Origin of the sequence: Inquilinus sp. KBS0705 (assembly GCA_005938025.2) — a bacterium.
Lineage (GTDB): Bacteria > Bacteroidota > Bacteroidia > Sphingobacteriales > Sphingobacteriaceae > Mucilaginibacter.
Map to the genome: position 1 here is coordinate 42985 of VCCI02000001.1, position 24705 is coordinate 67689.

Sequence of the window (24705 nt, forward strand, 5' to 3'; positions counted from 1 at the left end):
TTTAATGTTGAATACATTTAGCTTCGATTGCCTTCGCAATGGCTAAAAAAGTATAATTGCTTATAATTTGTGCCGATCGTACGCCCATTTTTTTAAGTCCGGGCTTGTCAGCAACAAGCGTTCTTAAGGCTGTAAGCAATTCATTTATATTTTCACTTTCGAAAATAATACCATTTTGCTGTTGCACCAGGTTAATAGCACAACCAACCTTGTTGGCAGCAATAATTGCCTTACCACATGCCATTGCTTCGTTTACCGCAAGCCCCCATGTTTCGCCGGGACCTTTCGAGGGCAGGCAAAAAACATCGCATGCCTGGTATACTACCGGCATGTAGGCTTGGTTTTGAAAACCTATAAAGTGCACATTTTTATTTGTAGCAGCTTTTTGTTGCAGCAATTCACTCAAATTGCCGCTACCCGTAAATAGCAAATGTGCATTGGGTGCGTTGAGTTTTAAAAATGCATCTAATAATAAAGCCGGAGATTTTTTGTTTTCTAACTTGCCTGCAAAAAGTATCAGGATATCATCAGCATTAACGCCTAAATCTGCTCGTAACTTATCGGATTCCGTTTTTCTGCTTAGTACAAAACGGTCGTTATCCACGGCATGCGGCGAAAAAATCAATTGCTCATCTAATAGTCCATACTGTTTAAAATAAGCCTGGTTGTTTGTGCCTACATAAAAAGCAGTATCTACATGTTTATAAACCCACTTTAAAAATACCGTACGCAGTAGAGATTTGATGCCGGGCTGTATATCCAACAGGGTAGAGTCGCCCCTAAAATACACGGGTATCTTGTCTTTAAAATAACGCAGCACTTTTAAATGGCTGTGGTATGCCCAGCCAAACACTAATACGGCATCCGGTTTCCATTGGTCAATATCAGCTATCAGATCAGGGTTGATGATGCCTTTAAAATGATGCGAACCAGCGTCGACAGCGGTATTTTTAACCCAACTGAAAGGATAGCCTTCTAAAAGGGGTATATCCCACTCCACTGTTTTATCAAAGCCTGGGTCGTGCTTAGTTATTGCTTGCTTGCCCCAGGTATAAAAAACATTTAACTGTATTTTACCGCGCTGATGCAACAGCTTAAAAACCGGGGCATAATACTGTATTGGGTGTGTAGTGATAATAGCTAAGCGCATTATATGAATTCTCCCATTATTTTAAATGAGGCAGCGCTTGTTAGGCGAGTATTAACAAAATCAATATCACGGCAGTAAATAGTGTTGTAATTGCCATGCCCTTCCAATACGTTTAATTCTCTTTTAAAGGGGTTATAACTGCAAGGCTTAAAGTTATTAGTTAGCAGTAATAGATGGATAGCATTTTCATCAAAGCCATAGCGGCCCCCAGAACCATTTAATTCAATAATTATTGCTTTAAGCGTTATTTGCTTTAAGGTATCGGCCATGCCTTTTATTACCTCTGTTTCAAAACCTTCCACATCAATTTTTATAAGGCTGGGCTTTTGCTCAAAAGACAAGCTATCAATTGTAATTACATTAACAGTTTCAACATCGCCATGCTTGAGTTCTTCATTTGTAAGCATATGATTAGTTGTATCTTCATTTTTTGTAAAAGCAGATACACTACTATAAGCGCCAGCTGCAGCTGCGATAACAGATACTTTACTATCTAATTTATTAAGGGCAACGTTTTTTTGCAGAACAGACGATGCAATGGTAGAAGGTTCTAACGCGATTGTTGTTGCCTTGCAAATGCCGGAAGCCAATAGCGAATACGACCCGACATTTGCACCTACATCAAAAAAAATATCTTCGGGCCTTAAAAAGTGAAGTAGAAAACCCATGTCAGTAAACTCATGCAAGCCGGTATAAATATTGCCTGTTATACCAGTTAAGCCTTTACGGGCATAAAACTTTGTGCTCCCGATAAACTTTTTTACCCTGAATTGGGTGGGGGACAAACTGCTTTGCAATTGCCAATAAACTAAATACCATATTGATCTGATAGGATGCTTTTTGCCTAAAGGGTGCTGAAAAATAAAACCGAATGTTCGCTTAATTTTTTTCAATTATAATTTTATCAAAAAGAGCACATTGTTGTTCGGTCATGTTTTTTGCAGAATATTTTTTTATAGCCGCAGCATTGTAATGTTGGACCGGGGACTTTTTAGCAATTATATTTCTTATAAATTTTTCAATATCTGTTTCGTGTATGTCATTGTAATTATAAATATATTCTGCCTCATACTCCTTTAAAACATCTATAGCCGGGCTCGCCGGATTAAAAATGGCCAGTAAAGGTTTTTGTGTTAGTAAATAGGGATATATTTTTGATGCCGTGTATTTTGGGTCGTCAGAACCGGGGATGAACAAGCCATCGGCCTGTTGCAGGGTTAATAATGTATGATAGTAACTGATGCGATCTGTAATTTCTATAACAGCACTTTCAACACCATAATGCTTTGCGAGCGGCAATATAGTGGCTGCACCTTGCCCTGCAGCTGCGTAGCTGGTGCCTATAAAATAAAATTTAAGTTTGCCATATATTTCAGGCTGTTTTTTTAAGCCTTGTTTTAAAACCTTAAAAACGGGATGCACAGCCTTATGCATATCTAACCCGCCGCGGCCTACGTAGACTATGTTAGTATAGCCTGGTTGTAGTAACGTTTTAAAGTTTAATGCGTTGTTTTCGGCGATTTCGATATCCTTATCAAAAGCGCCAAACGTTATTGTTTTAGCCGGTATGTTTTTTATTCCCGGATAACGATTTTTTAGATCGGTAATGTAATCTTCTGAAACGCTGATGAGGCCATCCACTGCTTTTATTGCTATTGGCTCCAAATATTTATTTAAGCGATAGGAGAACCAATATTTTGGCGGTTGTTCGCTTTTGGGTTTGCTTTGGTAATAGTCAGAATGCCATGGATCTTGCGTATCAATAACATACGGTACGTTAAATCGCTTTTTCCAATAAGCGCCCAATATGCAAACCGGGAATTGAGTGGTTGAAAAGTAGATAAGATCGTATTTATTAGCAAGCAACAAACGGTTAACTTTTTGCCTGTAAAACCATAACGAACGTAAGGCGATACTCCCCAGCCCTAACTTGGCTGTCCACTTTTTATCAAGTGCTTTTACTTTATGAATTTTGATGCCTGCAGGTATGCTTTGCAATAGCAAATCGTCTTTTGCAATATCTGCATAAGCTTCATCCACCATTACCACTTCGGCTTGCCAGCCATTATCAGCAAAATAGCTAAGGCTCATGCGCACACGTTGCATATCAGCAGCGTTAACAGGGGGGAAGTATGGCGATATGATCAATAGCTTTTTCAAATGCCTAAAAGTCTGTTCCACCAGCGGTTGTTCTTTAATTTTTCGCGGGCCTCATCCCAGTTGCAAACATCATCAACGATATCATAGAACCCCTGCTGACTTTTGGGCAACTGGTTGTTGTTAATGCGCCCGATTAACGCAGGCAAGGCATCGTAAAAATTTGTGGTACGATAGGGGGGATGTAAAGACCAAAGCCCGCTACCTAAAAAGTCGATACGTTTCAAATGGTACTTGGCCATAAATGCCGATATCAGTATTTCGGGTAATTCAGCGTTAGGGTTACCTTCGGCCACTGCTTTTACCTGGCTGCGTAAAGTGGGTTTCGTTAACCTTAATTTATGTAAATCAAACTTCGATTTATCTATCATAAACAGCCGTGTACTCATGCCGTTTAATTGGTAAGTATAGGGAGCAAGTTTGCTTATTACTGATTGATCTATTAATATATCATCATCATGCGGCGGACCGGGTAAAGGCGAAACGATGAAACAATTTTCATCGTTATTGTAAAACTCTTTAGCTTCATTTATCCAGTTTTTACTCCCACCACCTAATAGTATATCCGAATCTAAATGAAAGACAAGGTTGTTGGTGGCAGTATATAAACCAAAGAAGTATACATAAAATGGCCCTCCTCTAAAGTCTTTTTCAGGAATGTGCTTTCCGCCAAAAAAATAGCGGGCAACTTTGCTCTTTGTTTCATCAGAATAATCTACTGGCACTATCTTTACATTGTAGTTTGGCTGAATTTCGGCAATTAAGAAATTATCAAAGGCTTTTTTATATTCTTGCCAGCCTGTGGCGAAACGCCCTTTTGCAGGCCTGGTATCTACAGTTAAAATAATCTCGTTGACCTGTGCAGCTAATATGCTTAACTGGTGTTTTAGAATATGTCTGGCGTGCAGGTAGTCCCCTGGTGCAAGGTTTATTTGTAAGGTTACGTTATTTATCAAGCGTTTTTTTTACAAAGGCAAGCAACTTGCCCGATTCATTGTCCCAGTTATAAGCTTTTGCTGCTTCAATTGTTCGTATCCTGGCTGCTTGTAGTTCAACAGGGTCTTCAAGCCATTTTTCCAGTGCCACTATTTCAGCATCGGTTGGTTTTTGCGATAACATAAAGCCAGGCTCAAATTGCTCGAAACCCTCTTTTTGGCCGGCTGTTTTGCTGGCTATTACGGGTAAACCGGCCTGTATATATTGGAAGAACTTATTTGTAATAGTATAATTACGGCTCATAGGGGTGTCTAATTCGAGCGCAAGGCCGATATCAAAAAGCGCTATTTTATTGGCTAAATCATTTTCGGGCACCAATGGATGAAAGTGAAGCTGATGTTGTACCGGCATGATAGAAATTAATTGCCCGCGATAGGCATTGTGAATGTTGCCTAATAAATGTAACTCCAATGGTTTTTTTAGTTTTGCTGATATGCTGATAAACTGTTCTAAGCCCCTGCCTAGGCCTATGGTTTGTGAGAACCAAAAAAGTTTTAGTGTACCTGTAAAATCTTTTGTTTTTTGCAATATATCCTGCCTTGAAGGGAACACGTTATAGATAACGTTGGGTGCTTTTGATGAATATGTTTCGCTAAGCTTACCTGCTAATACCTTTGAAGTAGTGATACAATAACTGCCATCTTTTAATGCAGTATGCTCTGCTTTGCGCAATAGGTTTAATGGCCGCTCTTTACGTGCCTGGAGCAGCAGGTCTTCTGAATACCAATCCTCAAAATCAAAAGCAACTTTATAGCCATGCGCCATCAATTTTGTGCCAATGTAAGTAGCCAGTTCCTGATGGCATATATACAAACTTGCATTTATCGCTTTACAAGCTTTAAAATACTTATATGCGCCATACCCTAATGACAATGATGATTCGATATTTAAATATTTTTTTAGTGATCGGCCGAGCTTGTAAATAGCTCTATCAGTAAACGAATTTGGACCGTACAGATCAGATACGATATGGATGTTGATATTTGAATACGCAGCTATGAGTGATAGGTCCTGTTGATAAAGATTAGTAGAGATTGCTATAGTAATAATTGTTACCCGATACCCCTGAGCAGCTAACGCCATAGCTTCTTTTAAAACCCGCGGGTTCCGGCATAGATGAGATTGGGTTACAATACATATATGATCTTTAACGCTCAATTTGCTGGTTATTAAGGCTATTGATCAAGAAAACAAAATGGCTTGATAGTAATTCAGGAGCCTTTATGGCTTTATAGCACACACGCGGGCTTTTTAACCATACTAATGCATAACGTAGGCGCTCTTTTAAAGTCGATATTTTAAATAATGGACCCGCTTTGGGATGCGATAAGCCACTATGCAGTAAAGCGGTTTTATATAAAGGATTGCCATTACGTGCGGTTGCCCAAAGTTCGCCAGCCAATGCATCAGCTTGGTGATGGGTTAAATTTACAAATACCGAAGCGATAAGTAATACCTGGTACATACTCCAAACCAAGCCATCTGATCGGTTTGTATGGATGGTTTGGGCATAGTTAACCAATGGTGTATTAACTAACAAAATGGGGTGGGGTATAATACGTTCTCTAAAATGTTCGGTAACATCTATAGGTATATCATCTGGTGTTAACCATTCTCTGGTAGGTTCTGTCCGCCAGAGCATAGAGCTATTGCAGATTTTGGCCGACCCGCATTTATCTTTTAGTTGATACCTATAAAAGCTGGTACCAGTCGTTTCCTTCCATATTGTCCTTTCGCTATTAGTCCACGAACCATCGACGCCTTCTATCCATATGTTTTGATTACCCACTGCCATCATTTTTCCTGGATTATTTTGAAGCGCGCTCAGCATCATTTCCAGGTAAGTAGGCTCGTACCAATTATCATCTTCTAGTATGGTAGCAAAGGGCTCGTGGGTGGGTTTAAGGGCATAATTGAAGTTTTGGGTGCCACCCCGTTTTACCGCAGGTGCCGATAATATGATTCTGCTATCATTTATATCGGCCAGTAAATTAGCAACACTCAAATCGTCCGGGTCATCGTTAATTACTTCGGCTATCCAGGTGGTATGGGTTTGTTGCAATAGCGAATTTAGCGCCCGCTTTAGCAATACCGGCCTTCTGTAGGTTATTACATAAACTTTTATAGTAACAGATGGGGTATCAGTGCTCAAAACCGGGGTAAGCGTGTTAAAATAATTTTAATTTGGGGGTGATGTTTTGTTTTATAAGGCTTTTGTAACTAAAAAGTGGCTTTGCAGTAAGTATGGGCCTATTCCTTTCCACTTTTGGCTGTAAATTATTCCATTTTTTTGTTGGTGTAGCACAAGTTTTTCGTTTTTTTTCGCTACCTCTCACTTACTAATATAAAATTTAATTCCAATTAAACAAGTTTTTTTTAAGTCCGCTGCCGTCCGGGCGGACAGCCCAGGTGCTTAAACCCTGAATTTTGATTTTAAATACTTCACCGTTTTCCAGTTTAAAAACGTTAGCAACAACCCGGTTATGCCTGCCGATGCATAGCTTATATCCGAGCCGCCAAAGTATTTCACCTTTTCTTCTGCAATTGCTGCTAATGCCTTGTTTTTTGGATATAAATTATAAGCAAGGTCCTGCCAGGTGTTTGCACAGGCTAATTTGGCATCTGTATCTGTCCGTTTTTTGAAAAGGTTTTGCGTGCCCTGATCTATTGAACGGAAAGCAGATTGTGCAGCGATATCAGATTTACTATCCGATAAACTACCTGCAATCCCCGACCTGTAGTATAATACCGCCTCGCGTTCAAACAATACCTCGCTACAGTTAAGTAGTACACGGGTAAAAAAGTCAAAATCGTTTATTAAACTCAATGACTCGTCCCATAACCCGGCTTTTTCTATCACCGGTCGTGGTATTAACCATAAGGCGCATTGCATCATCGAGCTGCCCCTGCGCCACGAGCGTACCAGCCATTCATCTGCGGGTAAATCTTTCCAAACATCCTCGTGGTTTAGCTTAAAAGTGGATAGGTCGTTGTTATAAAACCTGCCCCAGGCTGCCGATGTTACAACATCTATTCTGCCGCCAAGCCGGGCCACCTGCTTTTCTATATAAGCCGGCGAAATAATATCGTCGGCATCTACAAATTTTATCAGTTCTCCTTTACATGCTTTATAGGCAGTGTTGGCGGCGGCGCTCTGACCTTTGTTAGTTTGCGTTAAAATGGTTACACGCGGGTCGGTTAGCTGAGCAAGAATGCTTGCCGTATCATCTGTTGAACCATCGTTTACAATGATGAGTTCGATGTGCTCATAGCTTTGCCCCAGCACAGAAGCAACTGCATGTGCAATATATTTTCCTGCATTATACGCAGGCATGCAAACGGAAACTAAAGGATCACTTTTTTCCATTCGTCCGAAAAATAGGGGAGTTTAGCTTTAAAGATGTAATGTCTTAAAGTTGCATCGTCCTGTTGGTTAATACTATTATCGTAATATATTTTATAATCATTTTTATTTAAGGCAATACCGTTTTGCGTAGCCAGTATATAGCTCATCAGGGTTTGCTCCATAGGCCCAGGCCCCTTGTCAAAATAGGTATCTAATAATTGTGTTGTGCGGTATTCAAGGTCGTCGTAATCTATGGTATTACCATTGTAAGCTATTATGCCACCATTTACACTTTGAATAACCGGGATATTAAGATTTTTTAATAGACTGTCAGGTTCATCCGAGAAAAAAGACTGCCCGGCGTACTCTTCCATATAGAAGGCTTTTTTTTGTTTTGAAAGCTCTACCAAGTCGGTTGGATATTTCAAAAACAGCATATCGCTATCTAAATGTATACCCCATTGTGGTTTACAATGTATGTCTATCATTCGCTTATAAAATGGGCTCCAGTTACGCAAAAAATTAAGTTTGGGATATTTGTTTGCAGGGATAATAGCGTTCAAACTTTCAATTATCTCTTCTTCGGCGACGAATACGATTTGCGGGCAGTAATTTTTTAATGCTTCATAATGTTCAGCTTGAAGCGAGCCATCTGAGTAAATATTAATGGCCAGATCAGTACCGTACTGGTTGATTAGCGACTGTATACCAAATATGGTTTGATACCAATATTGCTGCCCTGTTAAATAATTAATGGTTAAGCAATCAACAGATGGTTTAAGTGTTATAGCAGGCAACTGAATAGCCGCTTTCTTCATTGCTGTTACGCCAAGCTCGTAATCCAACCAGCCTTTTAGGCCATAATGATGGAATTTATAACGGATACCCGCAGTAGGTTCAAAAATGTATTTATATACCAGTTTACCAATGGACATGTTAGCTGTGGCTTAGTTTTTTAAGTACCCGTTTAGGTATTGTTTTTAGAATGGCAAACTGCGTGTTTAAGTTTCGGGCCGTATTTTTCACCAAGAAATAGGCCGGTCTAATTTTTTGATGAAGTTTAATTTTTCCGTTGAAGTGATAGGCTACAATTTCGTTGAGCCGGGCTGCTATGTTTTCTTTTTTTACATCATCATTTAAAACGTTGTTTGTAAAAACAGGCTGAGTAAGGTATTGCTTGTATAACTCATCGTTATTATCAACTTCTATTATACGTTTAATAACATCTTCGAACGACGCGTATTCGTGGCAGTTGATAAATGCTTTGGTATTAAAGTCTTTTTCAACTAAAGGGTTGCCCCAATAAATAGGTACGCAGCTATTAATAAGCGGTTCATAAATCTTTTCGGTAGTATAACCCGGATAGGAGGTGTTTTCAAAGGCGATAACAAACTTGTAATCTTTTATAAAAGCCCATTTGTCGTCTACAAAATAGCCGATGTTATTAAACGCTCTGCCGCCGGAGTCTACTTGTTTGTATTTTGACAATTCCTGAAAAAAAGAATTTCTGATTTCGCTACCGGCATTAGAAACTAAAAAGCAACAAAATTTTGTTTTGCTTTTTAATATAGCTTCGGCATCTACAGGGCGGTTTATCAGCGTGGTTACATCATGGTATAATGCATACAAGGGTAGGCGGTAGTTTCGTTTGGTAACAGGGTAATCAAAACTAAATGCAAAGTCGCAAAGCATAAAGTCGGGCCTTACATTTTCGCCGGTAAAAAATACTTTGGTGCAGTTGTATTTAATATGGCCGGTATCAAATGCGTCGTAAAAATAAATGTCGGGTTGTTCAGATATGGTAACCTCATATTTTTCAGCTAACAGATTATAAAAAAAGTTATCTGTTTTATTAAAGCCGGGCCAAAAAGCTGAGAAGTTAATTTTTAGTGCTGTTTTACTCAAGATTCTTAAATGAATTTTTTCCAGGCCGATTTGTAATAATACTCTTTTGACAAGTCGACATAATGGTGTAAAACGCCTTTTGCATTATCGGTTGGGTTAACAATATAGTTATCTGTATCTAAAGCAATAGTTGGTTTGTGGCCAATTAGCATAGCTGTTAAAGCCTGCTCTAAATAATAACTTGTACCCTCAGCTGTTTCCAGCTCTTTTACCCAGTGCTCCACATTGTGCCAATTGATATGCTTACTGTTTAAACCGACAGCGCCCACATTTATTAAGGGCTTAATTGTAGAAGCGGATAGCTTTTCCATTAAATTTGCAGTATAGCCATAGCTTTCTACACAGTCTATCATGTGGATAGGCTTGTCCGGGTGTTTTAGCCAGTTTAATATATCTGTAGGGTAGGCCCAAAACAGCATGTCCGAATCTAATACCAGTTTCCAGTCATCGCCGGGCAGGGTGTGTATATCGGTTAGTTTTTTTATGTGCGGATATACCGCTCTTTTATGATGTAAATATGGAAAGCTATCTACCGGTAATGTTTCTTGTAGGTTTTTATCTATCGTTTCTTTATCAATAATTACGGCTCCGGGTAGTTGTCGCTTAATTCTTTCCATCAATACCTCATCAAAGCTGCCATCATCAACCAAAATGAACTTGAATTTTTCTGTGCTGCTTTTTACCAGCGATTGTATACAGAATAGCGTTTGGTACAAGTAGTTTTTGCCAGTTAAAAAGTAAATGCTAAAACCATCGGCATGCGATTGAACTGGGGGGAGGCTGGCTGATGCCTTTTGCATAGCCAGGCTTGCCACCATCATGCTGCGATAATTAAAATAGCCGCCAAAACGCTTGAATTTTTTCAACTCAGCTTTTGGGGTGCGGTATAAAAAATTGATCAGTTGCTGTATCAACTAAGCTGTTTTATAGTTTGCAATGGGGTATTGTAAAGCTTTGCGGCAACCTCTGAGAAGGAACTCCAGTACGAACCCAGTATTTTACTTGTTTTAGCTAAGCAATACATATCTATCAATGCATCCTGTATACCTTTAACCGAATTGCGGTCAATCACCTCTTTATGATGTATCAGTACCTTATCGCCAAATTCCGCTTTCATGGTATCCTGCACAGCTATATCGTCGGTACAAAGGAAAAATTTAGTCGCATTTTGCTGCTCCAGCTCTTTGTGCATTTGGGCTATAAATAAGCTGATAGGGCTGTTTTGTATAGCCTGTTTGTTATCTGTACGCCTGATATGTACGCCAATGGTGTATGGGTTAAAGGCATCGGTTATATCATTTATCTTTTTGCTAAGCGCGCTTGTTGGTTTAAAATGTTTGTAAGCCATATCAGCGACACCAAATTCTTGACAGGTTTGTATATAAACGTTTTTGTTTTGCCTGACAACTTCATGGATATCCAATTTGCCGGGTAATACCAAATTAAGGATGTCACTATCGTTTAGGGTATAGTTAATGCCGGTTATTTTATTAACCAGCTTAGTTTTTAACTTTTGCAGACCGCTCATGTGGTTTAATGACCTGGTATGATAATCCAATTTGTTTTTTGGCCTGATGTTAAAAATACCCTCATCCTCAAATAATAGGTGATAGGGGCAGTTTAGCTCGGCATTCTCATTCCAAACTATGGTAAGCTGCGTTTTTAAAACTTGTTTAAGCGCAATGCACGATGCTATAACCCGCATGCGATTGGCCAGACCGCCAAAAGGTTCGGCTGTTATCATTTGCTTTTGTTACTATTAATTGATCGTATCAATAGTACATCAGTTGTTTTTTTAAGGTTAATAAAAGGCTTCTCTACCAATAAATGACTGGCCCAGCCTAAGATTACTGAAATTACCAAAGCAATTCCTATGAATGCCACTACAGGCAAACTATTGCCAAAAATCTGATACAATAATTGCTCTACAATAAAACTATAGATGTAGATGCCGTAAGAGATATCGTATTTAAGCCGGAACGAGAATAACTGGAATACATTGATCAGCGTTAGCGCAATTAATAACGGTGATAGTAAATGAAAACCACCAAATTTGATAAGCAGTAAGCTGAAACCAGCAATAAAGATGGTTTCCATTTTATTAAATATCAGCTTGTCTCTGAATACATATATAAGCGAACCTGCCACATAAGATATATACAGTTTAAAAGCAGGCGATAGCAGCAATATGGTAGGGCCAAAGCCTTTTGAAAAGTTAAAGCCAATGGCGAAAAAGGCAAATACAGTAATGGAAATAATAAGGTAGGGTATGCTGTTCTTTTTTAATAAGCCAAATACACCTGCTAACAGGGTAAAGCAATAACATTGCATTTCGGGGTATAAACTCCAAAGGCTCCCATTCAGGGAATCCTTATACGATGCAAAATCCAGCACACCCGCTATACTCCATTGATTTATCTTGAGGAAGAAATTTTTCCAAACATAATTAATCGCGCTACCACTATTATTAGCGAAATAATCGGCGACGTGCCTGTCTTTAATGCTGTAAATTATTGGTGCAAAAACAAATGCGGTTAATACCAGGCAAACCCAATAGGCGGGTAGTATGCGTAGTAACCTGTGGCTTGCAAATACTGCAGGGTTGGCACTTCTTTCAAAACTTGCGGAAATTAAATACCCGCTAAGGGTAAAAAAGCCCATTACGCCCAACTCTGCTAAATTGGTTTGGCCTTTTGATAGGGTATGTAAGGGGTCGTACAGCTTATAGCCACCCAGTAACAGCGCATGGGTAATTAATACGCTAATAGCCAATAACAAGCGCAACAGGTCGAACGCGTTCTTTTTATCGGCTGTTTTTTGGGTTATATATTCAATCATTTGCCAATGCTTCAAACATGCCGCATGCGCCACGCCATTTTATATAATTTACGGGTTTTATCCATGCTTTATAAGCAAACCATGCTTTAGCTTTCCTAAGAGCTACCGTCCAAGCGGCAATTTTTGGCCAGGGGTTTATATTGTGGTTTTGCAATACCTTTATCCATGACTTATTGCTGCTATAGTTGAGTTGCGCCAAATAATCGGCCTGTATTCGCCCGGCCGGGATAATATGCGTTAAGCTTAACGATGGGAAATACCCCACCTGCCAGCCTTGTTTTACAACCTCCATCACCAGGTCATTATCCCCACCCGAACTTAGCGAGCTGCCTTGCCTGTCGGTCACGGGGCTATTATTTTTATTTACTTTGGTAATATAACTATTTACAGCGGCCTTCCTGATAGCCATACCTGCACCAACAGGTGCTGCCTTTGGATATTGCTTGTCACCTTCGCTAATTATCTCACTGTCGCCCTCGTCGCGTATAGCTAATAAGCTGTAAAATTGGTTTAACCATGTGGGCGGCGTTTCTTCAAACTCAGGTAGTATTTTACCGCCAATGGCACCTATCTTTGGATGTGTATTTAAAATTTTAAGTGTGTTTAGCAGGTAGTTTTCGTCTAAAATATTGTCATCATCAACCAACACCATAATTTGCCCGACGGCCCTGGAAAAGCCTTTTAGCCTGGCATAGGTAAGCCCCGCTTTAGGCTCGGGAATTATACTGCTATTTGGATGCCAGTTAGTATCAACAGATACAGCGGTGCTGGAGTTGTTATCAATTATAATAAGTTCCCATTTATTTAAAGCGAGTGTTTGGTTTCTTAGCCCTGCTAAGGTTCTATTCAGTCTTTCGGCATTAGGGTTGTAAGTACAAATAATTACCGATAGCTCAATCATTTCTATAACCTGTAATATTTGCAGGTACACCTACAGCTATTGCATAGGGGGGAAGGTCTTTAGTCACCACCGCGCCTGCACCAATTACACAACCATCGCCAATGCTTACGCCGGCTAAAATTTTTGCTCCCGCACCTATCCATACATCCTTACCAATGGTAACCGGCATTAAAATATCGGGCTGCGAGCGGATGAGTGTAGTTTTATTGGGTACTGTATGGTTAGCACTAACTATACAGGTATGCATGGCTATTAATGTATTTTCGCCAATTTGCACATCGCCATGGCCATAAATCACTACGTATTCGCCTAAAAAGACATTTTGATGGATGGTAACTTTGCCACCATATGCTTTAATAACCACGCCCTTGCTTAATTCCGCATTATTGTTGATGGTTAACAGGCCTTTACGGCCATTTGCATAACCACAATTAAGGCTTGTTGTATGATGCAGTTTAACAGATGAGTGTATAGCCACACCTTTTAGCCAGTAAACTGCTATTAGTACTTTGGATGCAATTGATCTGAGTAGATTTGTCATGCGTGCGATGGCATTACTTTTTTATAAAGTTAACTATTGCGCCTTTTAACAAAAAGGCCATAGTTGGCGATATGCTTTTTACCGCTTTAAAAAATGGGTTGTTTAGTGTTGGCGCATTATAACCGCATTGCCGGCTTTGTTTTAAAGCGAATTTGGCTGCGGTAAATTTATTGTAATGCAATAATGCGTTAGCAGCCTTTTCATACTGCTGCCCAAGTGCCAATAACTGCTTTTGGTTTAAGCCGGGCTTGTAGCTATCCAAATAGTTTAAGCGGCATAGCCAACAGTTTTTTTGATTGCTGCTAATGCCATTATTATGCCTTATAGACCAGGCAATTACCTGGTTAATAACCACAAATTTAGCACCTGAACGCGCCAGGCGGATATGCAGGTCGGCATCTTCCCAGCAATGCTGTTTTTCGTCGAAACCACTTACATTTAAAAAAGCATCTTTTTTATAAGTGGTATTTATTACGCCCAGGGGGTTCTCAATAAAGTATGCCAATGGGTCGGTAGCTATTTGGTCTTCGTCATATCGCCAGCTAATTAAAGGTTGCCTTGTTGCGCTATCTATCCAGTCGGCATAGCCTACAATCACATCGGGGACTGATAGTTCTGCCTTTTGTTTAACCAAGCTCAAAAATTCAGGGGCTATCTCATCATCCACATCATGAAAATGGATATAATCACCAGTGGCTGCATGAGCCAAACGGTTGCGTGCATAGCCGGGGCCTTTGTTGCTTTTACCTTGTATTAGGGTGTACCCTTTGGCTAAAATTAATCTTACGGTATCATCCGTACTGGCATCGTCGTAAAACAGTATCTCATCAAATGGAATGCTTAATTTTGCAATGTTGGCTAAAAACTTATCTAAATAACTTTCGGCGTTATAGCAGGGTACTAAAAGCGAATAAGTTGAAGCCGTAGTCAATTTATAAGGTGTTTTTAAACGCGTATATCATGCCCGCTGTGGCATCATTTGGCGCGAACGATAAGAAGGTATAGCCATTGTCTTTTAGTGTATTGATGATCTCATCAGGCCCTTTAAAGTGCCATTCCAAAATAATAGCTGTAAAACTTTGCAATATGTTTGTGGTAGCAAATGATTTGAATATATCGTATTCCGAACCTTCGCAGTCTACCTTTAATATAATGTTTGCCCCTGTTTGTATAAGTTCGTCTACTATAGGTGTAAGAAACTCTGCGGCGTTTTTTATGGTGATCTCCTCGCTAACTACTTGTTGAATTTGGTGCGACAAATAATCGGGTACGCCATTAATACCCATGTTGCCTTTAAGGGAGTTATCGTAGGTAACCGTAACCAGTTCGTTTTTATTACCTAAACCATATTGATGAGTAACAATCTTGCTTTTTACCGCCGGGTTTAAATTAATATTTGCCAGTGCCTGCAAATAAGTTGGCTTAAAAGGCTCGAATGAATTTACAGATATACAATTTGGCTTTTGAGCAAAATAAAGCGAAGTATAGGCCACATTCATTCCAATATCAATTAAGTGGAATGGCTGATTTATATATATGTTATACACCCCGGCAATAAATATCTCGTTCAGTATAAAAAGCTCTTCAAAAGTTTGAACATGGTAGGTGAGGCCATCAATTTTTATGATCAAAGCCTCATCATCAAAGGTGAATACTGCCTGATAGTGGTCTTTTAAGGTATACATCTTTCTTAAGCCATCAATAATGTATCGGTGGCGGTGATAGTTAACGGTAAAGCCAAAATCTTTTAACAGGATGTTTTCATAATTATCCTGCGTTGCCGAATTACCCTCATTTATACCTAATTGCAACAGTTGGTTTTTTCTGTTAACAACAGATATTTTTACTGATGCCAGGGCCAGTAGTTTTTTAATGAGTTTTTTCAATATTGTTATTTAGAGTTTGGTTAGTAAACTACCTGATATTTTGTATAACGCTGATAATATCTTTTTCCAAAATATCATTTTGTTCCAATTAGGTACATCGCCGTGGGCATCAGCAGCGCAAATTAATTGGTGGTCGGCTTCCCAGGCTGCTTTCATTTTTGGGTCGTAGGTTTTGGCGTCATCGTGCACATTAGCTACGGCTAATGGCTGCTTTATTAATTTGCGGCTGTTGCCCTTTACTATACGCAGCCAAAGCTCATAATCTAACGAGCATTGCAACTGCTCCCAAATAGGCTGATGAATGCTTGCACTCCAAAAGCAAGCCGGTTGTATAAGCGAGGGTATCCTAAGGAAGTAGTCGTACAGGGGTAGGGTTGTAACTAATTCTAAACGCTGTTGTTTTAGGTGGTAGTTATAGCCATAACCGTATATAAAGTTTGCTTTAGTTTTTACAAAGCTGCTGATAACTGTTTGGAATACACCGGGTAAATAATAATCATCGCTGTTTATCCAGGCATAGTAATCACCGGATGCCAGACTAAAACCCATGTTAATGGCCTGCCCCTGGCCTTCATCTTTTTGGCTTTGCTTATAACTTATCCATGGGGCGTATTGTTTTAATATTTGCGTGGTATTATCGGTACTGCCGCCATCAATAATTATATACTCCAGGTTAGGGTAGTTTTGTAAAAGTACCGACCGTATCGTCTGCTCTAAAAAAGCACCCTGATTATACGATGGTGTTACAATGGTTAGTTTTGGCCAGTTGATGCCTGGGATGTAAATATTAGCTTCGGTTTCCTCTGTCCATGGCCAGCCTGTTTTGTTATTACCAGGTTTGGGTAATACATTAAGTAAGCCGGTTTTACTTAAAGCTACGGTAGGCAAAGGAACGTGTACACCATTACTTATAAAACTTGAGCCATATTTTTTTAGATCAGGTAGGTTAATATTCAATTAAATAATTTAAGGAATGAAGTTCTCATCTTTTATATACAGTTTCCATGTATGTGGTTCAAACTTTTCAAATGCATGGCAACCAAACGGCATTTCGCCACCAAGAATTTTTAATGATTGTTTGGGCGAATGCTCTATTGAAAAGTGCAAGGCTACTTCGTCAGTCGGTAGTTTAAAAATGGGGGAAAATATATTACCCCAGTATCTAAAAAAACCATCTTCGTGGTTGGTACCCCATGCAGCAACTTTTGATTTTGATAGCGTTAATAACCAATAGCATTTTTTGACTTTGCGCAAGGAAAAACCGCCGTTACCAACATTTTTAATTTTAAAATTTGTTCCAATAGTTCTGTTAATAAAGTTTAAAATTTTTGAGTATCCTTTTAAAAATTGCATCTCATTTTCTCGGTTTTCGTGAGGGAGAAGAGGTGCACCTATATAATCGTAATTTTGCTTGCACCAATACTTAAGGTCATCCTTAAACACGTAAACATCAAGTTGATAGATAAGTAAATACTGATAATCTAAAAAAGCCTTATAAAAATCTGGTGTAAGCATTAGTTTATTGTAACCCACTGAAGATTTAAAGTATATATCATTAAAATGTTCTGTTTTAAATAAAACGGCATTATCGGCCATTATTTTTTGATAATGCGTGGTATTTAAATTTTTTGAGCATGCAAAAACAATAGGGTAATCCTTTAAAATTTTGAGACATTGTTTTAACGAAATTACCTCATTAGCATTCAAGGTGGCTTTATGAATTGGAATTACTATTACAGCTAATTTATTATTCATTTTATTTTGCAGAATCTCAAGACCCTATTTTTAGCACCTTTTAATTTTCTAATCAAATATTTTGTGTTTGACTCGATAAATAAGTTGTTTCGTTCGTATATATCCGCTTTTTTATTACAACTTATCTTTTGTGGGTGGGTAATATTTGTTATTTCGTACTGTGCCATTTTAGACTGAATTGATTTAGCATCAAATGTGTGCGTTGCATTATCATCAAAACCAATATTAGATACCATGTTTTTCCATGGTATTATACATAGGCCATTGTTTTTCCATATCCAATACATTAGTTGATAATCCCATGTATCCAGGCCGTCTATAACAATACCTAAATTGTATTTCCATACGCTACGTTCACGGGTATTTGAAAAATTATAGTTAATAACATCCTTTATTGTTAATTCACTTTCCCCTTCAAGTTTTAAATTATAGCCTTGCCATGCTCTTTTCCATGTAGCCCAACCCCATACATGTGCATATTTTGAAAAATAGTAAGTCTCGGAATTTAACGGTTTAGGTTGATAACTTGTTCCGCAAATCATCATTACCTTAGCTACCTCCCTGTATTTGCTTAAAAGTGTTTCACAATAACTAAAAAAACTATCATTAGGTAGGCAGTCGTCCTCTAAAATTATACCTTCGTCAACATTTTCGAAAAACCAATTAATAGACTCCGATACCGCCTTCCCACAACCTAAATTTTCATCCCTAAACAAGGTTTTTAATTCGCAGTCCCAATTTATTAGCGTAGTTATTTCTCTGCACTGCTTACAAAGCTCAGCATCCTTTGTGTTGTTTTTGCGGGGGCCATCAGCCGCTATGTATAAATATTTAGGTTGTACGTTTTTAATCCTTTCAAACACCAGCATAGTTGTATCCGGTCGATTGAACATCAGCAGCAAAACCGGGGTATTAAAGCCACCTTTATTATCCATTTGCATCCCGCTTAATTAACAACCTTAGGTGTTTGTTATGCGCAATTATCTTTTTACGATTATACAGCAACGAAAAAAATGTACCTGAGATGGCTTTATAAGCTAATTTTTCGTCTAACGATTGTTTTTTGAACAGCATTGTAATAGACTGTTTTAAATACGACCGCCCCGAAGCCAGCAGCCAGCCATTAAGCACCTGTTCAATCGGCTTTACTTCGTTATGCAAAATATTGAAATAGCTGTTCAAGAGCACATTTGAGTAGCTAAGCCAATAATATAAGTTAAGTAAATACTTAATGTTTTGCCTTTGCAGTGGCACAAAGTGTTTGAATTGCAAGTTATCGTCTGCAATAATTTTATAACCCTTTAAATAAGCAACAAAGCAAAATTCAACGTCTTCACCGCCATTAAGTTTATTCCCTATACGTCCGGATGTAATAAGGTTCCAACGGTTATCAACTATATCATTAAAAACCGCTTTTTTATATACAGACCCTGCGCCATATAACCAATGTTCGGTATCTGCCTGCATTTGCGGGCCGTTAACATATTTAGCTTTATAATTGTCGATATCAATGTTAAAAGGCTGCTCTGGTTCAAATATACCGCAACCGCCTAAAACGCCAATATTGGGGTCTGATCGCATTATTTTAAAGGCGTTTTCAATATAATTCTCATTAAGCCAATTATCATCATCGCAAGTTAAAATATAGTCGAATTTAGCCTTGGTGACGCCTTTTAACAGTGCCTGTGTTTTACCTGTTATGGGTTGCTCAATTAATTTAAAGTTTATAGGCACATTGTATTTAGCCCACTCAGTTTTGGATGTCGCAGCGGTATCATCAGTTGACGCGTTATTTACTACAATAACCTCCCATGCTGTATTAGATGACGTAACCTGCATTGCCAGGTGCCTAAGTGTTTCGGGTAACCTTAATGCGCTGTTGTAACAACAGATGATTACGGAGATACCTGGGGCCTGATTATCCAATTATGTGCAATAAATATTATCCATTTTTGCTTTAAAAATGGGGTAGGCAAATAACTCGTTATACTTTTTAAGGGAGTTGTCGCCGTAAGTTTTACTCTTTTCTGTATCGCTCAATAAATTACGCACCGCGTTTATATTTTGCTCAAAATTTAAAGGGTCAGCTAATAGCCCGTTAACGTTATCAGTAACCGACTCTACCAAACCACCCACATTTGCAACAATACACGGTAAACTGTTGCGCATAGCTTCTAACACAGCAATGCCATGCGATTCGTTAAAACTGGGCTGATAATAAACCGCTGCTTTTTTCAAATAAGCTTCGGGATTTTTTATAAGGCCTTTAAAAGTAATATTGGGTTCGTTAACGGTTAAGTTTCGATAGTGCTCAAATTCAGGCCCGTTGCCCAGCCATATAAAATCGACATCGTTATTTGTTGCAGTTATTGCCTGTGCTACCTGTAGCCACATGGCAGGGTTTTTATTTTCATCAACCCGGCCAATGGTTAATACTGTTTTTTTATTTGCATCGGTTAATACGTTATCATCGCCAACGTCTTGGTGTAATAGGGTATTATGTATAGTAACAACGTAGGCTTGTTTATCGGTGTCTATTGCCCACTCTTTACAAAGCAGCTTATTCATGGCATCAGAAACTGCTATTATTTTTTTTTGCTTGCCTAAACGTACATTACAGGTATACGTTGTAAAAGGTGATATTGTACCACTGGGCAGCGTATGCAATATATAGGTAACTTTAATAAACGGGATCCAAAAAAGATAAAGGTGCTTTTCGGGTGCTACTGCCGAAATTGTAATATCAGCAAAGCCGTTTTTGATGCTCAAAAATAAAAGTCGCGTAATAGAGTAGGCTATTAACATGCCCTCCCTTATATTGGTAGAAAGCCGGTAAGTTAAACAAGCAAACTGATGCAAGCCCGGCAATATTTTAAGATTTAAATTATCGCCCGAATGAATATTTTGCAAATAAGGCAATTGATCTTTATCTGCTAATGCCAGTATCACCGAGCCGCTTTTAAAGTATTGAATCAGTACTTTTAAATGAGAGTTACTGCCACCTGTTTCAAATAGCTCTGTAAGAATAATATGTTTTTTCATGCAGTGCTTTTAGCCCAAAAAGTTAAGCACTTGGCAATAACGCGTAAATTTTGATTGGCTGATAAGTGTGACTGATATTGCGTTTTAAGCCTGAAAAAATCATATAGCATACCCGGGTGAAAAGCGGGGGCATTAATATAAAACGCAGCTATCAGGTTCCCTTTTTTTGAATTGATGTAATGCTCGAAAGCTTTATAATTCAGCAATAGTTGGTTGGATGCCAACACCGCATTTAGCCAGTTCAATACGTCTTTTAATTGCAGAAAACTCTCAGCCGGTTGATTGTTAATTACTATGTTGCTGTAAACTTTATCTTGTTGGTTTACCTGGCCAAGGCAGTTGCAAAGCATCGTAATTCGGCATCGTAAAGTATTTTGGTATTGCAGGGCTTTTTTCTGTTTTGAAACCTGGCTATCGTGGTCGCGATAGGTTAACAAAACTTCGGGTAAATTTGCTATACGGCCTTTGGTAGCCATCCTTGTCCATAATTCATAATCTTCTGCCGCTTCAAAGGCTTCGTTGTATTTTAAATTATTATCTAAAATAAATTGCCGCCTAAACATAACTGTAGGGTGCCCAAGTGCACAGTATTCTAATAAGGCAAGTTTTATATCCTCATTGTGCTGCGGATGCTCTACAACTACGCCCGACGAAAGCATTTTATACCATGTGCCGCATAATGCTACATCTGGGTTGTTATTTAAAAAAGTAACCTGCTTTTGTAAACGTTCGGGGTAGCTAATGTCATCGCCATCCATACGGGCGATGTATGTGCCTGTTGCAAGGTCAATTCCTATGTTAAGGCTTTCAATAAGGCCGGTGTTAATCAGTTTTATGATCAGTTTAATACGCGCATCATTATATCCGCTAACAATAGCAACAGTACTGTCGGTAGATGCGTCATCTATAATAAGCAGTTCGAAATCGGTAAGCGTTTGGCTTAGCATACTATCAATAGCTGCAGCAACAAAATCTTTGCAGTTGTAAACGGGCATTATAATACTAACCAGTGGCTTAGTCATATCCTTATCCAGCCGTCGGGTGTGATATTTGCCGCCTGTTTATTCAGCTCCTCATCTTTGAACCACCTTTCGGGAGCAATAACCATTTTTTGGGGATCGGGGTTTAGCCATGCTCCCCACCAGCTAAAACTGCTGTTAGCTATAATATGATGTTTGCATGCTGCCATTAACCTTAGGTCTTCATAGCCGCTTGTCTCATCATTTACATCAGCATAATGAGTTTGCTGTATTGGTTTTAAATTTTCTTTCGCCCAAATGATATCATCAGAAAACACGAAAAAAACTATATCTGTTATTTTAGACACAATTATTTCGATAGCTTGATGATAATAATTAAGCGAACAAATGCCATGTATATTTGCAAACTCGTCGGATTGAAAATCGCCGCGGCGTATGTGAATACTTACTGCATTACAGCTTTCTACATTTTTTAAGATGGCTTTATTAGCTTCGGAAGGATGATTTTTGAATTGGAGTTCTTTTCTGATCTCTTTTTCCTGATCAATAAAATATTGCTCCGATTGCCAGTAACCATCTATATACACCTCTTTTTGGGTTTTAAAATAAGCAGGGTTAAACTGTAAGCTTTTTTCGTGTATATAATAGGGTTTTGATGTAAATGGGAGCTTAAATTTTTTGTTTAACTGAATAGTATTTTTTTGAAGCAGCTCATCAATCTCTTGCTGTGAGGCTATTGATGCAGTAATGTTAAAACAATCTAATTCATACCGCCGGGAAGGGTTATTTTGATAAAATACAAGGTCGAATTTTAATGTACTATTATACTTAAGTGCCATTTTTTTGCCGAAGGCATATTGAAATAACTGATTCCCTAAGCCACCCAACAGTTTAACAATGATCATGCAAGCTGCTTTTTATAGAATATCTTTTTTGAATAATATAAAGAAGGCCTCTCTATGAGCATATAAAAAACATAGGCGAAAAATATGGCAATTATAGTTTCAAGAAAAAGCAGCAATAAAGGATAATCACTAACTGTTAAATGAAATTTATTTTGAATGATTGCAAGCAAGGCAAATATTAAAGTATGCGTTAAGTATAAAGAATAAGATATGTCGCCTAAAAAAGATAGAGGTTTAATTTTCTGCTTTAAGAATAGTATTAAAAGGCAAGCAGTACTTAACAACACAAAAACAGGTATGCCAAATTTACGTTCGGTAAATAGTAAAAATATTACCACCAGGCTTGCGTTAAGCCAATTTCTATCTTGATACAATGACACCAATGCGATGCCTGCGGCAAAGATAGGAGCGTAATTAAAAACCAAGTAATAACCATTTGGCCAGTTAGCAAAACCTAACAAACTAAATAAAAGAAGGAATATTGTTTTAAATATAAAGTTGCCGGATAAGAAATAAAGAGAGCCGATAATTAAATAAAACTGAAACTCGACACAAAGCGTCCAGAAGACGTGTGCATAAAAGGGATATTTAGTAAATGGCAAAACATAAGTTACATGCGCCAAAAATTGCAGCGGAATAAAATTAAAACTTGCTGTTTTAACCGGTGATATGGTAGCCAGGTATTTAAAAAAGAGCAAGGTTATAATCAGGGTGATGTAATATGCAGGATCTATTCGTAATGAGCGCTTAAGCAAGAAGGTAAAAAACATATTAGTTTTATACCCCGAATTAATAAGCGAGTAAATTATAATAAAGCCGCTAACTAAAAAGAAAACGTATACCCCGGTTTGGCCAAAGGTAAATATGTTTTTAAGCGTGGCGCTAATGTTTAAAGCTTGGCAATAATGGCATAAAACTACACCTAATGCAGCCATCCCCCTTAAGTATTGAATGCTTAATATTTTGTTGTTAATTGTTGTGCTTGTAATCGGCGAATAGATCAATAGTAAAATAATTAAGTGTTAATTATTGACCTTAATTTTTCGTGCGCTTCTTTCGCCTCATCCAAATCATAATTCCACCAACCGGATGCCATTAACACATGTACACCTTTGTCATCAAACCTATATTTTAATACTTTCGCAGGACTGCCGACAACAATCGCGTAAGGGGGCACATCTTTAGTAACTACAGAATTGGCACCTATTACCGCTCCGTCGCTAATTGTTACACCTCTTTTAATAATACAATCGACACCTATCCAGACATCATTTCCTATTACACATTCCTTTTGAGTTAGTGTATCATAAGGTGATTGGTAAAACCATGCGCTGGTTGATATTTTGTTAAGGTCATGTTCTCCGGGGCCAATACTTACATTATTACCTATACTGCAGTATCGCCCTATAATAGCTTTAGTTATATATGTATTACTTCCAATATAAGTGTAGCTACCAATACTGCAATGGTTATCAATAAATGTGTTTTCACCTATTTCGATGGTGGTATTGATTAAAAATTCAGTAGGTAAATTAGTTGAAATTTCTTTGTCTTTTTTCGCCGGATCGGGCAAAGCTATCTTTGTAACTTTTTTAAGTTGAATAAGAAGACGCTTAAGCAATGGCTTTATCATACACTCCCTTTGTTAAACATGTATTCTTATAATATCGTCTTGTACCAAAAAAGTATAACTGGGGTTATATTCTCTGACAATTTTCTGTAATTCGTTTATTGTAGGGTAGTCATGCTCTCCGTTAAAACAACGCGCATCGTCAATTAAAACCACATGGTTTTTTATTGGATTATTAAAGATGTGTTTCAGTTCTTTTATTATAGGGGTATTTAACTCACCTTTGGCTGTAATACCTTCAGAGTAGTGCCCATCTAACCAAAATAAACAAGGTTCAGTAACGTCAATTAATATTTCTTCCAAAACCAATCCGCTATCACCGTTATAAATTTTTATATGCTTATCGTTTGCAAACATATTGGCTGCATTTTTATAAAGCGTTTTATCAAGTTCGATTGATATTAATTTTTTAAAAATCTGTTTACTTGCGTTGAGGGTTTCGCCAAGGTAAGTACCCGTCTCAATAAATATCTTTGTGTTAAATTTGTTAGCATATTGGCGGATATTATCAATTTTATATAGATGTGGAGGCGGAAGAGGCTTACCATTTTGATACCAATTATCTAATATGAGTTTTTTGTCAATAAAAGCTTTTCTTTTAAGTTTCTGGCTGTTGTACCAGTTATAAATAAAGGTCTTTTTTATTAATCGCTTTATTGCTGATAGCATAATA

General features: G+C 38.2%; 26 protein-coding genes. All 26 read right to left on the bottom strand.

Annotation, left to right across the window (positions count from 1 at the left end; translation table 11 throughout):
* Position 1 precedes the first annotated feature (1 nt).
* Positions 2-1150 carry a glycosyltransferase family 4 protein gene (locus FFF34_000230; GenBank protein TSD65862.1) on the bottom strand — a complete coding sequence of 383 codons (1149 nt, stop codon included), beginning with the start codon at positions 1148-1150 and terminating at the stop codon, positions 2-4.
* Positions 1150-1935: an FkbM family methyltransferase gene (locus FFF34_000235; GenBank protein ID TSD65863.1), complete on the bottom strand. Its 786-nt coding sequence runs from the start codon at positions 1933-1935 to the stop codon at positions 1150-1152. The genes FFF34_000230 and FFF34_000235 overlap by 1 nt, the downstream gene beginning before the upstream one ends.
* 94 nt (positions 1936-2029) lie before the next feature.
* Entirely contained in the window at positions 2030-3241 is a 1212-nt protein-coding gene (locus FFF34_000240) for a glycosyltransferase family 4 protein (protein ID TSD67923.1), read from the bottom strand.
* Between the two features lie 65 nt (positions 3242-3306).
* Complete coding sequence (locus FFF34_000245) at positions 3307-4263, bottom strand: hypothetical protein (GenBank protein TSD65864.1); 957 nt, start codon at positions 4261-4263, stop codon at positions 3307-3309.
* Positions 4253-5386 (bottom strand): glycosyltransferase family 4 protein, encoded by a 1134-nt coding sequence (locus FFF34_000250; GenBank protein TSD65865.1) that lies wholly within the window; start codon positions 5384-5386, stop codon positions 4253-4255. Before FFF34_000250 ends, FFF34_000245 begins: the two co-directional genes overlap by 11 nt.
* Before the next feature lie 64 nt (positions 5387-5450).
* Positions 5451-6455: a glycosyltransferase family 2 protein gene (locus FFF34_000255; protein ID TSD65866.1), complete on the bottom strand. Its 1005-nt coding sequence runs from the start codon at positions 6453-6455 to the stop codon at positions 5451-5453.
* 261 nt (positions 6456-6716) lie between these two features.
* Positions 6717-7670 carry a glycosyltransferase family 2 protein gene (locus FFF34_000260; protein ID TSD65867.1) on the bottom strand — a complete coding sequence of 318 codons (954 nt, stop codon included), beginning with the start codon at positions 7668-7670 and terminating at the stop codon, positions 6717-6719.
* Positions 7649-8584: a hypothetical protein gene (locus FFF34_000265; protein ID TSD65868.1), complete on the bottom strand. Its 936-nt coding sequence runs from the start codon at positions 8582-8584 to the stop codon at positions 7649-7651. The genes FFF34_000260 and FFF34_000265 overlap by 22 nt, the downstream gene beginning before the upstream one ends.
* A 1-nt stretch (position 8585) precedes the next feature.
* Complete coding sequence (locus FFF34_000270; GenBank protein TSD65869.1) at positions 8586-9554, bottom strand: glycosyltransferase; 969 nt, start codon at positions 9552-9554, stop codon at positions 8586-8588.
* A 5-nt stretch (positions 9555-9559) separates the two neighbouring features.
* A complete protein-coding gene (locus FFF34_000275) occupies positions 9560-10468 on the bottom strand; it encodes a glycosyltransferase family 2 protein (protein ID TSD65870.1) in 909 nt (302 codons plus the stop codon).
* On the bottom strand, positions 10465-11298 hold the full coding sequence (locus FFF34_000280; GenBank protein TSD65871.1) for a hypothetical protein: 834 nt from the start codon (positions 11296-11298) through the stop codon (positions 10465-10467). Before FFF34_000280 ends, FFF34_000275 begins: the two co-directional genes overlap by 4 nt.
* On the bottom strand, positions 11295-12392 hold the full coding sequence (locus FFF34_000285; protein TSD65872.1) for an acyltransferase: 1098 nt from the start codon (positions 12390-12392) through the stop codon (positions 11295-11297). The genes FFF34_000280 and FFF34_000285 overlap by 4 nt, the downstream gene beginning before the upstream one ends.
* A complete protein-coding gene (locus FFF34_000290; protein ID TSD67924.1) occupies positions 12385-13299 on the bottom strand; it encodes a glycosyltransferase family 2 protein in 915 nt (304 codons plus the stop codon). Before FFF34_000290 ends, FFF34_000285 begins: the two co-directional genes overlap by 8 nt.
* Positions 13286-13834 carry an acyltransferase gene (locus tag FFF34_000295; protein ID TSD65873.1) on the bottom strand — a complete coding sequence of 183 codons (549 nt, stop codon included), beginning with the start codon at positions 13832-13834 and terminating at the stop codon, positions 13286-13288. Before FFF34_000295 ends, FFF34_000290 begins: the two co-directional genes overlap by 14 nt.
* Before the next feature lie 13 nt (positions 13835-13847).
* Positions 13848-14765 carry a glycosyltransferase family 2 protein gene (locus FFF34_000300; GenBank protein ID TSD65874.1) on the bottom strand — a complete coding sequence of 306 codons (918 nt, stop codon included), beginning with the start codon at positions 14763-14765 and terminating at the stop codon, positions 13848-13850.
* Between the two features lies 1 nt (position 14766).
* Positions 14767-15720: an FkbM family methyltransferase gene (locus tag FFF34_000305; protein TSD65875.1), complete on the bottom strand. Its 954-nt coding sequence runs from the start codon at positions 15718-15720 to the stop codon at positions 14767-14769.
* 9 nt (positions 15721-15729) lie between these two features.
* Positions 15730-16506, bottom strand: a complete 777-nt coding sequence (locus FFF34_000310; protein ID TSD67925.1) for a glycosyltransferase — start codon at positions 16504-16506, stop codon at positions 15730-15732.
* A gap of 180 nt (positions 16507-16686) precedes the next feature.
* Positions 16687-17475, bottom strand: a complete 789-nt coding sequence (locus FFF34_000315; protein TSD65876.1) for a hypothetical protein — start codon at positions 17473-17475, stop codon at positions 16687-16689.
* A complete protein-coding gene (locus tag FFF34_000320; protein ID TSD65877.1) occupies positions 17472-18410 on the bottom strand; it encodes a nucleotide-diphospho-sugar transferase in 939 nt (312 codons plus the stop codon). Before FFF34_000320 ends, FFF34_000315 begins: the two co-directional genes overlap by 4 nt.
* On the bottom strand, positions 18403-19401 hold the full coding sequence (locus FFF34_000325; protein TSD65878.1) for a glycosyltransferase family 2 protein: 999 nt from the start codon (positions 19399-19401) through the stop codon (positions 18403-18405). Before FFF34_000325 ends, FFF34_000320 begins: the two co-directional genes overlap by 8 nt.
* Positions 19402-20517 carry a glycosyltransferase gene (locus FFF34_000330; protein TSD65879.1) on the bottom strand — a complete coding sequence of 372 codons (1116 nt, stop codon included), beginning with the start codon at positions 20515-20517 and terminating at the stop codon, positions 19402-19404.
* Positions 20514-21539, bottom strand: a complete 1026-nt coding sequence (locus FFF34_000335) for a glycosyltransferase (protein ID TSD65880.1) — start codon at positions 21537-21539, stop codon at positions 20514-20516. Before FFF34_000335 ends, FFF34_000330 begins: the two co-directional genes overlap by 4 nt.
* Positions 21536-22402 carry an alpha-1,2-fucosyltransferase gene (locus FFF34_000340; protein TSD65881.1) on the bottom strand — a complete coding sequence of 289 codons (867 nt, stop codon included), beginning with the start codon at positions 22400-22402 and terminating at the stop codon, positions 21536-21538. The genes FFF34_000335 and FFF34_000340 overlap by 4 nt, the downstream gene beginning before the upstream one ends.
* Positions 22399-23337, bottom strand: coding sequence for an acyltransferase (locus tag FFF34_000345; protein TSD65882.1), 939 nt, complete (start codon positions 23335-23337; stop codon positions 22399-22401). Before FFF34_000345 ends, FFF34_000340 begins: the two co-directional genes overlap by 4 nt.
* An 80-nt stretch (positions 23338-23417) precedes the next feature.
* On the bottom strand, positions 23418-24035 hold the full coding sequence (locus FFF34_000350) for a CatB-related O-acetyltransferase (GenBank protein TSD65883.1): 618 nt from the start codon (positions 24033-24035) through the stop codon (positions 23418-23420).
* Positions 24036-24047: 12 nt separating this feature from the next.
* Positions 24048-24701: a hypothetical protein gene (locus FFF34_000355; protein ID TSD65884.1), complete on the bottom strand. Its 654-nt coding sequence runs from the start codon at positions 24699-24701 to the stop codon at positions 24048-24050.
* Between the last annotated feature and the right edge of the window lie 4 nt (positions 24702-24705).

Excerpts from the sequence above, each read along its gene's own strand:
- FFF34_000260 (TSD65867.1), bottom strand. The coding sequence starts at position 7,670 with ATGGAAAAAAGTGATCCTTTAGTTTCCGTTTGCATGCCTGCGTATAAT.
- FFF34_000240 (TSD67923.1), bottom strand. The coding sequence starts at position 3,241 with ATGAGCCTTAGCTATTTTGCTGATAATGGCTGGCAAGCCGAAGTGGTA.
- FFF34_000285 (TSD65872.1), bottom strand. The coding sequence starts at position 12,392 with ATGATTGAATATATAACCCAAAAAACAGCCGATAAAAAGAACGCGTTC.
- FFF34_000250 (TSD65865.1), bottom strand. The coding sequence starts at position 5,386 with ATGGCGTTAGCTGCTCAGGGGTATCGGGTAACAATTATTACTATAGCA.
- FFF34_000320 (TSD65877.1), bottom strand. The coding sequence starts at position 18,410 with ATGGATAATAAAGGTGGCTTTAATACCCCGGTTTTGCTGCTGATGTTC.
- FFF34_000345 (TSD65882.1), bottom strand. The coding sequence starts at position 23,337 with ATGGCTGCATTAGGTGTAGTTTTATGCCATTATTGCCAAGCTTTAAAC.
- FFF34_000315 (TSD65876.1), bottom strand. The coding sequence starts at position 17,475 with ATGAATAATAAATTAGCTGTAATAGTAATTCCAATTCATAAAGCCACC.
- FFF34_000265 (TSD65868.1), bottom strand. The coding sequence starts at position 8,584 with ATGTCCATTGGTAAACTGGTATATAAATACATTTTTGAACCTACTGCG.
- FFF34_000335 (TSD65880.1), bottom strand. The coding sequence starts at position 21,539 with ATGACTAAGCCACTGGTTAGTATTATAATGCCCGTTTACAACTGCAAA.
- FFF34_000355 (TSD65884.1), bottom strand. The coding sequence starts at position 24,701 with ATGCTATCAGCAATAAAGCGATTAATAAAAAAGACCTTTATTTATAAC.
- FFF34_000230 (TSD65862.1), bottom strand. The coding sequence starts at position 1,150 with ATGCGCTTAGCTATTATCACTACACACCCAATACAGTATTATGCCCCG.
- FFF34_000280 (TSD65871.1), bottom strand. The coding sequence starts at position 11,298 with ATGATAACAGCCGAACCTTTTGGCGGTCTGGCCAATCGCATGCGGGTT.
- FFF34_000350 (TSD65883.1), bottom strand. The coding sequence starts at position 24,035 with ATGATAAAGCCATTGCTTAAGCGTCTTCTTATTCAACTTAAAAAAGTT.
- FFF34_000340 (TSD65881.1), bottom strand. The coding sequence starts at position 22,402 with ATGATCATTGTTAAACTGTTGGGTGGCTTAGGGAATCAGTTATTTCAA.
- FFF34_000330 (TSD65879.1), bottom strand. The coding sequence starts at position 20,517 with ATGAAAAAACATATTATTCTTACAGAGCTATTTGAAACAGGTGGCAGT.
- FFF34_000295 (TSD65873.1), bottom strand. The coding sequence starts at position 13,834 with ATGACAAATCTACTCAGATCAATTGCATCCAAAGTACTAATAGCAGTT.